At 65.0% G+C, this 12,225-nt stretch carries 9 protein-coding genes and 3 rRNA genes (1 of these 12 cut by a window edge); 3 read left to right on the top strand and 9 right to left on the bottom strand.

Features of this window, described 5'->3' with window-relative positions; genetic code table 11:
• Nucleotides 1-24: 24 nt before the first annotated feature.
• From pnuC to Q9R17_RS10085, 3 genes are all read right to left on the bottom strand, one after another.
• The gene (gene pnuC / locus Q9R17_RS10095; protein ID WP_308154513.1) at nt 25-606 is read right to left on the bottom strand and encodes a nicotinamide riboside transporter PnuC; all 582 of its coding nucleotides are present in this window, start codon (nt 604-606) and stop codon (nt 25-27) included.
• A gap of 56 nt (nt 607-662) precedes the next feature.
• Nucleotides 663-1,310, bottom strand: a complete 648-nt coding sequence (locus tag Q9R17_RS10090) for a hypothetical protein (protein ID WP_308154512.1) — start codon at nt 1,308-1,310, stop codon at nt 663-665.
• Between the two features lie 194 nt (nt 1,311-1,504).
• Nucleotides 1,505-2,848, bottom strand: a complete 1,344-nt coding sequence (locus Q9R17_RS10085; protein ID WP_308154511.1) for an outer membrane protein transport protein — start codon at nt 2,846-2,848, stop codon at nt 1,505-1,507.
• 221 nt (nt 2,849-3,069) lie between these two features.
• On the opposite strand from Q9R17_RS10085, the gene Q9R17_RS10080 reads away from it, so the two are divergent.
• Nucleotides 3,070-3,762 (top strand): rhomboid family intramembrane serine protease, encoded by a 693-nt coding sequence (locus Q9R17_RS10080; RefSeq protein WP_308154510.1) that lies wholly within the window; start codon nt 3,070-3,072, stop codon nt 3,760-3,762.
• A 79-nt stretch (nt 3,763-3,841) separates the two neighbouring features.
• Here the strand turns inward: Q9R17_RS10080 and Q9R17_RS10075 are convergent, their stop codons facing one another.
• From Q9R17_RS10075 to Q9R17_RS10065, 3 genes are all read right to left on the bottom strand, one after another.
• Nucleotides 3,842-4,252 carry a hypothetical protein gene (locus tag Q9R17_RS10075; protein WP_308154509.1) on the bottom strand — a complete coding sequence of 137 codons (411 nt, stop codon included), beginning with the start codon at nt 4,250-4,252 and terminating at the stop codon, nt 3,842-3,844.
• Between the two features lie 85 nt (nt 4,253-4,337).
• Nucleotides 4,338-5,810, bottom strand: coding sequence for a S41 family peptidase (locus tag Q9R17_RS10070; protein WP_308154508.1), 1,473 nt, complete (start codon nt 5,808-5,810; stop codon nt 4,338-4,340).
• Between the two features lie 108 nt (nt 5,811-5,918).
• The gene (locus Q9R17_RS10065; RefSeq protein ID WP_308154507.1) at nt 5,919-7,223 is read right to left on the bottom strand and encodes a peptidoglycan DD-metalloendopeptidase family protein; all 1,305 of its coding nucleotides are present in this window, start codon (nt 7,221-7,223) and stop codon (nt 5,919-5,921) included.
• 97 nt (nt 7,224-7,320) lie between these two features.
• Here Q9R17_RS10065 and Q9R17_RS10060 point away from each other — a divergent pair, with 97 nt between their 5' ends.
• Complete coding sequence (locus tag Q9R17_RS10060) at nt 7,321-7,983, top strand: hypothetical protein (RefSeq protein WP_308154506.1); 663 nt, start codon at nt 7,321-7,323, stop codon at nt 7,981-7,983.
• A 47-nt stretch (nt 7,984-8,030) separates the two neighbouring features.
• Nucleotides 8,031-9,737 (top strand): M28 family metallopeptidase, encoded by a 1,707-nt coding sequence (locus Q9R17_RS10055; protein WP_308154505.1) that lies wholly within the window; start codon nt 8,031-8,033, stop codon nt 9,735-9,737.
• Between the two features lie 159 nt (nt 9,738-9,896).
• On the opposite strand, the gene rrf (Q9R17_RS10050) is transcribed toward Q9R17_RS10055, so the two are convergent.
• The 3 genes from rrf (Q9R17_RS10050) to Q9R17_RS10040 all read right to left on the bottom strand — a co-directional run.
• Nucleotides 9,897-10,011: ribosomal RNA gene (gene rrf / locus Q9R17_RS10050) — 5S ribosomal RNA — on the bottom strand.
• A gap of 134 nt (nt 10,012-10,145) precedes the next feature.
• Nucleotides 10,146-10,260: ribosomal RNA gene (rrf, locus tag Q9R17_RS10045) — 5S ribosomal RNA — on the bottom strand.
• A 126-nt stretch (nt 10,261-10,386) separates the two neighbouring features.
• A 23S ribosomal RNA gene (locus Q9R17_RS10040) occupies nt 10,387-12,225 on the bottom strand (it continues 1,039 nt past the right edge of the window).

The following is a 12,225-nucleotide window of genomic DNA, read 5'->3' as shown; positions in this document are numbered from 1 at the left end:
GGCGCTGTACAGGACGGTGCGGGGTCAGCGCACCTCGCTACGCATCAGATGCCGCCAGTGGCGCAGCGCCACCAGCGCGTTGATCCAGAAGCCGATGTACAGGATCGACGTCAGGTGCAGGCCGCGGCTGTAGTACAGCGGCACCGCGATGGTGTTGACCAGCAGCCACACCCACCACGATTCCAGCTTGCGCCGCATCATCAGCACCTGCGCGATCACGCTCAGCACCAGCACCGCCGAATCGATGTAGGGCGCATAGGCATGGGTGAGCCGGGTCAGCATCCAGCCATAGCCGGAGGTGGCCAGCAGCGCCAGCGGCAGCAGCCAGGCCCATGCCCGCGCGCGCAGCGAGGTGATCGGCAGCGGTGCGCCATGGTCGCCGCGCAGCCATTGCCACCAGCCCAGCACGCTGATGGCGATGAAGAAGAACTGCAGCACCATGTCCGCGTACAGGTGCGAGCGTTCGAACACCAGCGCGAACAACCCGCAGCCGACAATGCCCATCCACCAGGTGTGCACGTTGTTGCGGCCGGCCAGCAGGATGGAACCGGCCACGGCGATGTTGGCGGCCAGCTCGAGCTGGAAGGGAGGGTCGGACAGGTTCATGCCCTATTGTCACCCGTGCCGCACGTGCAGCGCACGCCCGTGCGGCCGGGCCGGCCTCACTCGCTGGTGATGCTGTCGATCTCGTCGCTGAAGAGCAGGCTGTCGCCGCTGTAGCGCTCGAACTTGATGCGGCCGAAGCCGGGCGCATACCACGCCTCCACACGGCCACCCTCGACCGCAGCGGTCAGGTGGCAGGTGTCCTTGAAGGTACGCGGCGCATAGTCGATTTCGGTGTCCAGGTCCTGGAAGCCCACGAACGTGTAGTCACTGAAGCCGTCGTACTCCAGTTCCGATTCGCTGCCCTCACCGTGGTTCACCCGCGTGCCCTTGCCGGTGACGGTGAAGCGCTGGCCGGGCGTGGCGGTCGCCGGGAACGTCGGCGCAGGGTCGTAACGGTCGGTCATCATCGGCTTGCTGCCGTCGGCCCCCCACGCGGCGATGCCGTAGTGGACGGTCCCGAGCCGGCGACGGCCCGTGGTGTCATACAGGTTGGCCACGGTCATGCCGCTGCCGGAGGTCACCACGGCCAGCGCCGGTGCCTCGGCGAAGGTGGTCGCGACGATGCGGGTGTTCTCGCGCCCCACCGACCACGAGACCGACGGGTCCAGGCGGAAGCAGGCGGCGAAATCAGCGGCGGCCAGCGCCGGGGTGGCCACGCAGGCCAGCGAAGCGGTGGCCAGCGCGCGGCGGATCAGGATCGACATGTACAGCTCCTTGTCTATGCAATCTTCCGTGCGAAGACCGCACGGATGGCCGGCGATTGTAGCCGCCCGCTTCCTGCGGTGGGGCTGCCGGCTGCCGGACGATGGCTGCCGCCTGCGCGGCCGAACCGTGGCCCTCAACGCAGAAGGCCCCGCTTGCGCGGGGCCTTCCGGTTCAACTCAGGTCAAGCGCTGGATCAGAACTTGTACTGGAACGACGCCGCCAGCACGTCGCCACGCACCTTGTACTTGCCGGTCAGGGTGTTGCCCTGGTTGGTGGTGCTCGGCTTGATGTTCACGTTCGGATCGCTGGTGAACAGGTGGGTGTAACCGATGTTCCATTCGGTGTTCTGCGACGGGGTCCAGCCCACGCCCAGCGACAGCCACTTGCGGCTGGTATCGGGCACGCGCACGTCACGATGGGCGTCGGTGGTCGGGGTCTGGTCCAGGGCCACACCGCCACGCAGGGTCACGGTGTCGCTCAGCTTGAAGTCGGTGCCCAGCGACACGAAGGTGGTGTCGCGGTAGCCGAACTCCAGCACCGAATCCGGCTGGGAGGACGCGTAGTCGATGGTGACCTTGTCGAACGCGGTCTTCCAGGCGGTACGGGTGACATCACCCATCACGGTCCAGCGGTCGTTGATCTTGTGGGTCACGCTCAGGGTGGCCGAGGCCGGCATCGTCACCGTGGCCTTGCCGCTGGTGCTGATGAAGTTGCCCGGCTGCACCTGGGCCAGCACGGCGGCAGCCTGGCCCGGCACGGTGAAGGTCGCATCGCCGCCGGTGATCTTGTGCTCGACCTTGGAACGGTAGCTGATGCCGATGTGGGTGTTCTCGTCCGGGCTGAACAGGCCACCGACGGTGTAACCCACGGCATTGTTGTCGCCTTCGACCTTCAGGGTGCCGTCATGGCTGCCCGGGCGGAAGATCGGCAGGCGGGTCGGCAGCAGGGCCGTACCGAAGTCGATGTTGTTGCTCAGTTCGATGGTCAGGTGTTCGACGAACACCGACGCACCGAAGGACACGTACGGATTGACGTCATACGACGCGGCGAAGCCCAGGTCGATGGCCTTCAGGTCGGTCTTCAGACCGCTGTAGCGACCCACCCAACCGTTGTCGTATTCGGTCTTGAAGCCGAACGGTGCGGTCAGCGAGATGCCGAAGTGGGCCTTTTCACCGACCGGCATGTGGAAGTAGGCCGCCGGAACCGGGGCGATCATGCCGGCGTCGCCGCCGTTGCCGCCGGTGGCCGGGGTGCCGGCCGGGGTGCGACCGGTGCCCTTGAACTTGGCGCCGAAGCTGATGGCGCTGACGTCGCCCTGCAGCATGCGGCCATCGAGCTGGCGCATGCCGGCCGGGTTCACCGCGATGATGGAGGCGTCGCCCTCGGCGCTGCCGGAGCCGGCGAAGGCGCGGCCCAGGCCCTTGGCGCTGTTTTCCTTCAGCTGGAAGGCGGCGGCGTTGGCGTCGGCCGCAGCCAGGGCGCCGGCAACGCCGACGGCCAGCAGGGTGAGGCGGGCAATGGTGGAAGCGTTCTGCATCGTTTTTCTCTCCGGAAAGCGGTGATTGTGCTCTGCGTGCGCCTGCGTCACCGCCTGGCCAAGGGCCTTGCGGAACGCGCCGGATTCCCCTCCCGACATACGACGCCGTATGCGAGTATTACCCAGAGCTGTTAATGAAACAATAACAGCGGAGCGGGTTTCTCCCCCTAAAAGCTGAACACGACACAGACCGTCGGACCCGGTCGCGTTAGGCTACGCCCATGTTCGTTTCCCTCCCCTCGCGCAGGAAAGCCGCGGTGCGCTGGGCCACACCGCTGCTGTTCGCGGCGGTCTGGCTGGCCTTCGTCTGGTCGATCTCGCGACCGGACGACGCCCGCAGCAGCCTCTGGCTGGACTGGGGCGCGCTGTCCACCGGGCTGACCCAGCCCCGGGACTGGTGGGAAACCCTCAAGGACGGCAGCGTGCTGCGGTTGTTCACCGCCCTGTTCCTGCACGCCGACTGGTCGCACCTGCTGGGCAACCTGGTGTTCCTGCTGATCTTCGGCCTGCCCGCCGAGCGCGTGCTGGGGCCCTGGCGCCTGCTGCTGCTGTTCCTGGTCGGGGGGGCGGTATCGAACCTGGTGGCCATCTACACGATGGGCAGCCCGGACCAGATCATCATCGGCGCCAGTGGCGCGGTCTCGGCGCTGATCGGGGCCTACCTGGCCCTGTTCCCCGGCGCACGGCTGGGCGTGGTCATCCCGTTGGGCCTGTTCCTGGAATTCGTGCGCGCCCCGGCCTATCTGCTGATCGGCGTCTGGGCCGGGCTGCAGGTGGTATTCGCCTACATCGGCCCCAGTTTCGGCATGGTGGCCTGGTGGGCACACATCGCCGGGTTCGTGTTCGGCGTGGCCTACGGCGTCTACGTCCGCGCGGCCATTGCCCGGCGCCTGCGCAAGCGGCATGGGTTCTGAGCCGTCGGTTGGCAGAGTCGAGCTTGCCCGACGGCTTCATCGGTCTGGATACGCTCCGTCCACGGTGATGCCATAAGCGTCACTCGCGGCTGACCACCAGCGTGTTGTGGTGGGTGTCGAACAGCAGCGTTGCGCCGCCATCCAGCACCAGGAAGTACTCGAAGAACGGCAGCTCGCCGAGCAAAGGAATCACCTCGCTTGGCTCAAGTGCCCACAGAGGCCAGGGCGATGCGCGCTCGTCTGACGCCACCAGATAGATTTCTCCGCGCACGTCTGCCAACAGCGCGCGCAGGCAGGAAAGGCCTTCTTCACTGCCGTCATATTGAATCTCGCGATCCATCAAGGGCGCACCCGCCCACCAGAAGGTGCGGCGGGAATCTATCCCATGACGTGCGGCCAAAGCGTCCAACAGGAGGGAAGTCCGCTCCAACGGAAATGGCTCGCGTCCCAGCAGAGCGCTGATCGCAGTGACGAGGGTCGAATCGTCCATGCGCCGATTCTAGCGGCACAGCAACTGTGACCGCGTCGCCTTCCGGATGAGCAGAGTGGTCGCCGGGCGTTGCCCGGCGCTACCGTCACGGCTTGGCCGGCTCGGGCTTCGGTTCGGGCTTCGGTTCGGGCTTCACCTCGGGCTTCGGCTCGCTCTTCGGTTCCGGCTTGGCATCCGCCTTCGGTTCCGCCTTTGCCGCCGGCTTCTTCGCTGCCTTCTCCGCTTCGGCCTTGGCGGCTTCAGCCTTCAACCGTGCCGTCACCGAGCCGGGGTTCTTCAGTTCGGCCAGGGCATCGTTGATCGGGCCATCGCCCGGCAACACCGCCCCGGCGTGGTAGCCCTCGGCGCCTTCGTCATCACCGCGCAGGTGGCCCGGCAGGGTCGCTTCGCTGTAATCGCTCAGGCTCGCCGGCAGATCGTCATCGGCGGTGCCCGGCGCGGGCTTCAGTTCCACATCCGGCACGATGCCGGTGGCCTGGATCGACTTGCCACTGGGCGTGAAGTAGCGCGCCGTGGTCAGCTTGACCGAATCACCGTTGTCCAGCGGCAGCACGGTCTGCACCGAGCCCTTGCCGAAGGTACGGCTGCCGATCACGCGTGCGCGCTTGTTGTCGCGCAGTGCACCGGCCAGCACTTCGGACGCGCTGGCCGAACCGGCATCGGCCAGCACCATCACCGGCGCGCCTTTCAGCAGATCGCCCGGGGTCGCGTCGAAACGGGCATCGGAAATGCTGATGCGCCCGCGCGTGCTGACGATGTTGCCCTTCTCCAGCAGGTCATCGGCCACCTGCACCGCCGCGGTCAGCAGGCCGCCCGGGTTGCTGCGCAGGTCAAGCACCAGCCCTTTGAGCTGGCCACCGGCCTGCTTCTGCAGCTGCTGCACGTGCTTCTGGAAATCGGCACCGGTGTCGGCCTGGAAGGTACTCAGGCGGATGTAGCCATAGCCCGGTTCCAGCATGCGGCTGCGCACGCTGGTCACACGGATCGTCTGCCGGGTCAGCGACACGTCGAACGGCTTCTCGCGGCCGGTGCGGACGATGGTCAGCACCACCTTGCTGCCGGCTTCACCCCGCAGCGGCTCACTGGCATCGATGGCGCTGATCGGCTTGCCGTCGATGGCGATGATCAGGTCACCGGCCAGGATGCCGGCCTTGGCCGCCGGCGTGTCATCGATCGGCGAGATGACCTTCAGGCTGCTGTTGTCCGGCTGCTGCTGCAGCTCCACGCCGATGCCTTCGTAGGCGCCATTGGCCTGTTCGTCGAACGCCTCCGCATCTTCCTTGTTGAAGTAGGTGCTGTGCGGGTCCAGGTCCAGCAGCAGGCCGCGCACGGCCGACTGCATCAGCTTGTTGTCATCGACCGGATCGACATACGCCGCACGTACCGCGTTGTAGACCGCCACGAAGCGCCGGATGTCTTCCAGCGGCACCTTCGAGGTGACCGCCTCTTCGCTGCTGGCCGCCTGCCCGGTCGCAGGCGCGGCCGGCGCGGTCTGCTGCGCCCAGGACAGCGCCGGCAGCAGGGCCAGCAAGAGGGTGGCGGTTCGGGCTACGCGCATGAAGCACTCCTGTCGACGTTGGCAGTCACGCCATGGGGGCGTGCGGCGATTATGCGCGAATCGACAGTAAATTCCCGTTGAACCTGCCCGCCTGGCGGGCAGGAAGATTCAGCGGCGCTGCAGCCAGCTGTCCGGGTTGACCGGCTGGCCGTTGCGGCGCAGTTCGAAATACAGCGCCGTCACGCCCTGTCCACCGGAATTGCCGACCTTGGCCACGGCATCGCCGCGCTTGATGCGCGCGCCGGCATCCTTGAGCAGCGTGTCGTTGTGCGCGTACAGGCTCATGTAGCCGTTGCCGTGGTCAACGATCAGGATCATGCCGTAGCCGGTCATCCAGTCGGAGAACACCACCGTACCGTCAGCCACCGCGGTGACGGTACTGCCGGCCGGCGCGCCGATCAGCACACCACTGCTGGTGCGGCCGTCCGGCAGCTTGCCGCCATAGCGGGCCAGCAGGTTGCCCGACAGCGGCCAGCCCAGTCCGCCGACCTTTGGTGCCGGGGCCGAAGCCACCTGCGGGGGCACCTTGGTGGCCTTCGGCGGCGCGCGGCCTGCGGCAGCCGCCTGGGCCGCCGCCTTGTCCGCAGCGGCCTTCTCGGCGGCGGCACGCCTGGCCGCAGCACGACGCTCGGCCTCGGCCCGGGCCGCCGCCGCACGCAGGTTGGCCAGCAGCGTTTCCAACGCCTGCGCATCCTGGCCCAGCGCTTTCTCGCGGTCGGCCTTGTCCTTGAAACGCTCGTCCAGGCTGGCCACGGTCTTCGCACGCGCGGTGCGGTCGGCGGCCAGCGAGGCGGCCTGCTGCCGCTGCTGCTGGTGGGTGGACTGCAGCTGCTGCTGGCGCTCGCCGATCTGGGACTGCAGGGTCTCCAGCTCCTTGAGGTCGGCGGTCAGCGTGCCGATGCGTTCGGCACGTTCCCGCTGCAGGTAGCGGTGGTAGGCCAGCGCCCGGTTGGCATCGGCCACGGTGTCCTGGGACAGCAGCAGCTTCAGCGGCGCATGGTTGCCCAGCTGGTAGGACGCCCGCAGCAGCCCGGCCAGGTCACGCCGCTGCTGGGCCAGGTTGCCCTGCAGTTCATCACGGCGACGCTGGGCATCGGCCAGGGCCTGGCTCTGCTCGCGCAGCGCCGCCTCGGTCTGGGCCAGGACGCGGCCGGTGCGGGCCACCTTTTCATCGGCCTCGCGCAGCTGCCGCGACGCTTGGCCACGCTGGCCCTCGATCTCACGCCGTTCCTGCGCCACGCCCTTCAGTTCGTTGCGCAGCTTCTGCAGCTTGCGCTCGGTATCGCGCTGGTTCTGCTGTGCGCTGCCCGGCACCGGCAGGGCCAGGCCCAGGGCGATGCCCAACAGCAGCAGACGGCCCCCGCGCAGGACGCGATTGTTATCTCGGCGTGATGGCAACATGTTGTCGCGCAAGGGCTTTCCAGTGACTTCAGGCAGGTGCGGATTGCAGTGATGCATGGTGACATCTCCACAGGCGGCCTGCCAGCCGCGCACCACCGGGAGACGCCCCATGAAACGCCATTCCATTCCAGTGCTGGTCGCCCTGCTGCTGGCCACCGCCCCCGCCCTGGCCCAGCAGAGCCTGAGCAAGGTCAATGGCAGCATCACCGCCGAAAGTGGCCAGCGCTACGGCAAGCTGGACACCGTCAACGGCAGCATCAAGGTTGGCGAAGGCAGCGAGACCGGCGACATCGAGACCGTCAACGGCGGCATCCGCATCGACGATCGCGCCCGCACCGGCTCCATTTCCACGGTCAACGGCAGCGTGCGCCTGGCGCGCGAGGTCATCGCCAGCGGCGGCATCGAGACCGTCAACGGCAGCATCTTCAGTGATCGCGGCGGCCAGATCCAGGGCGGCCTGGAAACCGTCAATGGCGGTATCGGCCTGGTCGAGAGCCAGGTCCGCGGCGATATCGAGACCGTCAACGGCGATATCACGGTCGGCATCGGCTCACAGGTCGATGGTGGCATCCGCGTCCGCAAGCCCAGCTTCAGCCTGTCACTGACCGCCACCCGCAAGCCGCGCATCATCATCGGCCCCAACGCCACGGTCAGCGGCAGCCTTGTCTTCGACCGCGAAGTGGTGCTCTACGTGCACCGCACCGCGAAGATCGGCGCGGTCACCGGCACGCAGCCGGTGCCGTTCGACAGCGAAACGGCCCCCACGGATTGATCATCCACGGACCGGCCGCGCGGCCGGCCCTTTTCCAGGAAACAACGATGCCCCGCAAACTTCTTCTGTGCCTGGCCGCCGCGGCCGCGCTCAGCGCCTGCAAAGGCCAGGACACGCCCGCTCCGGCACCGGCCGATGGCACCGCCAGCACCGCCCCGGCCCACAGCTTCTCGCCGGAAATCAACGCTGCCGACTTCGGCGAACTGGTCAAGACCCTGTCTTCGGACGCCTTCGAAGGCCGTGCCCCCGGCAGCCAGGGCGAGGAGCTGACGGTCAACTACATCCGCGACCAGATGCAGCGCATCGGCCTGCAGCCCGGCAATGGCGACAGTTGGTTCCAGGACGTGCCGATGACCGAAACCACCGCCGATGAATCGACGGTGCTGAAGATCACCCAGGGCGGCAAGACCACCGAGCTGAAGTTCGGCACCGACATGGTGGTGGGCACCCGTACCGGCCAGGCCGAGGTGAAGGTCGATGCCAGCGACCTGGTGTTCGTCGGCTACGGCGTGGACGCGCCCGAGCAGAAGTGGAACGACTACGCCGGCCAGGACTGGAAGGGCAAGACGGTGGTGATGTTCGTCAACGACCCCGGCTTCCATGTGGGCGACGAGACACTGTTCGACGGCAAGCGCATGACCTACTACGGGCGCTGGACCTACAAGTTCGAGGAAGCCGCCCGCAAGGGTGCGGCCGCGGCGCTGATCGTGCACGACACGGCCGGCGCCTCCTATGGCTGGGACGTGGTGAAGAATTCCTGGGCCGGCCCGCAGTACGACCTGCCGGCCAAGGATGACGCCGAGCCGCGCCTGCCGGTGCAGGGCTGGCTGAGCGCCGACGCTGCCAAGGCGCTGTTCGCGGGTGCCGGGCTGGACCTGGCCCAGGCCTACAAGGACGCCAGCAAGCGCGGCTTCAAGCCGGTGCCGCTGAAGGCCACCGCCGCGGTGGACCTGAAGAGCCAGATCGCACAGAAGCAGTCGCGCAACGTGGTGGGCGTGCTGCCGGGCAGCAAGCGGGCCGACGAGGCCGTGCTGTACATGGCACACTGGGACCATCTGGGCAAGCACGAGGGCGAGACCGGCGACAACATCTACAACGGTGCCGTCGACAACGCGACCGGCGTGGCCGGCATCCTGGAGATCGCCGGCGCGATGGCCCAGCAGCAGCCCAAGCCGGAGCGTTCGGTGGTGTTCCTGGCCGTGACCCTGGAAGAATCCGGCCTGCTGGGTTCGAAGTACTACGTCGCCCACCCGACCTTCCCGCTGGACAAGATCGCCGGCGTGATCAACATCGATGCGATGTCCGTGGCCGGCCGCGCCAAGGACGTGACCGTGACCGGTTTCGGCAGTTCGGAGCTGGAAGACATCCTCAAGCCGCTGGCGGCTGCACAGGGCCGCACCCTGCACGGTGAGGGATCGGTACAGAGCGGCTTCTACTTCCGTTCGGACCACTTCAACTTCGCCAAGGCCGGCGTGCCGGCACTGTATGCCGATGGCGGCGAAGACCTGCGCGAGGGCGGCGTCGAGGCCGGCCGCAAGGCCGCCGAAGACTACGGCACGCACCGCTATCACAGCCCGAAGGACGAGTACGACCCGGCTACCTGGAAGCTGGATGGCACGGTGGAGGATCTGCAGCTGATGTATGGCGTCGGCAAGGAGCTGGCCGGTGGCGATCGTTGGCCGAACTGGTACGAAGGCAACCCGTTCAAGGCCGCCCGCGACGCGATGATGAAGGACAAGGCCCCGGCCAAGTGATGGCCAGGCGTTGGTGAACGCAAAGCGGCGCCCGCAAGGGCGCCGCTTTTTTTGTACGTGCCCCACCGGTAGCGCCAGGCCATGCCGGGCTGCGGTGTGTCCATATTCGGCAGGCAAAGAAAAACCCCGCTGCGTGAGCAGCGGGGTTTTGGGTGAAAACCCTGGCGATGACCTACTCTCGCATGGCTTGAGCCACACTACCATCGGCGCAGCTGCGTTTCACTTCCGAGTTCGGGATGGGATCGGGTGGGGCCACAGCGCTAATTTCACCAGGGAGACGGTTGCAGCGGCGCTTGCAGCGCCAGCTTCGCGATCTTGCCCTTGGGGCGGAAGGAACCCGGAAAATGCAGTGCCTTCACTTAATAAGAAAAACCCCGCTGCGTGAGCAGCGGGGTTTTTGGGTGAAAACCCTGGCGATGACCTACTCTCGCATGGCTTGAGCCACACTACCATCGGCGCAGCTGCGTTTCACTTCCGAGTTCGGGATGGGATCGGGTGGGGCCACAGCGCTAATTTCACCAGGGAGGCTTTTGGAGAGTCGCACTCGTCCCGATGGGACAAGGCGCCAGCCTCGCATAGTTCTTGTGACGTAGCGTGCACTTGGATGCTCTTACGACGCTGTCGTAAAGCCAAGGCAACTTGAGGTTATATGGTCAAGCCGCACGGATCATTAGTATCAGTTAGCTCAATGCATTGCTGCACTTACACACCTGACCTATCAACCACGTAGTCTACATGGTTCCTTTAGGGGGCTTGTGCCCCGGGAGATCTCATCTTGAGGCGCGCTTCCCGCTTAGATGCTTTCAGCGGTTATCGCTTCCGAACATAGCTACCCGGCAATGCCACTGGCGTGACAACCGGAACACCAGAGGTTCGTCCACTCCGGTCCTCTCGTACTAGGAGCAGCCCCTCTCAAATCTCCAACGCCCATGGCAGATAGGGACCGAACTGTCTCACGACGTTCTGAACCCAGCTCGCGTACCACTTTAAATGGCGAACAGCCATACCCTTGGGACCGACTACAGCCCCAGGATGTGATGAGCCGACATCGAGGTGCCAAACACCGCCGTCGATATGAACTCTTGGGCGGTATCAGCCTGTTATCCCCGGAGTACCTTTTATCCGTTGAGCGATGGCCCTTCCATACAGAACCACCGGATCACTAAGTCCTAGTTTCCTACCTGCTTGATCCGTCGATCTTGCAGTCAAGCACGCTTATGCCTTTGCACACAGTGCGCGATGTCCGACCGCGCTGAGCGTACCTTCGAGCTCCTCCGTTACTCTTTAGGAGGAGACCGCCCCAGTCAAACTACCCACCATACACGGTCCCCGACCCAGATAATGGGCCCAGGTTAGAACGTCAAGCACGACAGGGTGGTATTTCAAGGATGGCTCCACTGCAGCTAGCGCCACAGTTTCATAGCCTCCCACCTATCCTACACAGACGAACTCAACGTTCAGTGTAAAGCTATAGTAAAGGTTCACGGGGTCTTTCCGTCTTGCCACGGGAACGCTGCATCTTCACAGCGATTTCAATTTCACTGAGTCTCGGGTGGAGACAGCGCCGCTGTCGTTACGCCATTCGTGCAGGTCGGAACTTACCCGACAAGGAATTTCGCTACCTTAGGACCGTTATAGTTACGGCCGCCGTTTACTGGGGCTTCGATCAAGAGCTTCGCCTTGCGGCTGACCCCATCAATTAACCTTCCAGCACCGGGCAGGCGTCACACCCTATACGTCCACTTTCGTGTTTGCAGAGTGCTGTGTTTTTGATAAACAGTCGCAGCGGCCTGGTTACTGCGACCCTCGATAGCTTGTGCTCGCATGAGCCACCATCAAGGGTGCACCTTCTCCCGAAGTTACGGTGCCATGTTGCCTAGTTCCTTCACCCGAGTTCTCTCAAGCGCCTGAGAATTCTCATCCTACCCACCTGTGTCGGTTTACGGTACGGTCTGCGTAAGCTGAAGCTTAGGAGCTTTTCCTGGAAGCGTGGTATCAGTGACTTCGCCATAAAGGCTCGTCTCGGTGCTCGGTCTTAAAGGATCCCGGATTTGCCAAAGATCCAAACCTACCGCCTTTCCCCAGGACAACCAACGCCTGGTACACCTAACCTTCTCCGTCCCTCCATCGCACTTACGCGAGGTGCAGGAATATTAACCTGCTTCCCATCGACTACGACTTTCGTCCTCGCCTTAGGGGCCGACTCACCCTGCGCCGATTAACGTTGCGCAAGGAAACCTTGGGCTTTCGGCGTGCGGGTTTTTCACCCGCATTATCGTTACTCATGTCAGCATTCGCACTTCCGATACCTCCAGCAGACTTCTCAATCCACCTTCAACGGCTTACGGAACGCTCCTCTACCGCGCATAACAAAGTTATGCACCCCAAGCTTCGGTTCTGTGCTTAGCCCCGTTAAATCTTCCCCGCAGACCGACTCGACCAGTGAGCTATTACGCTTTCTTTAAAGGGTGGCTGCTTCTAAGCCAAC

It is taken from the genome of Stenotrophomonas sp. 24(2023), assembly GCF_030913365.1.
Taxonomy (GTDB): Bacteria; Pseudomonadota; Gammaproteobacteria; order Xanthomonadales; family Xanthomonadaceae; genus Stenotrophomonas.
This window is presented reverse-complemented; position numbering and strand designations above follow the sequence as displayed.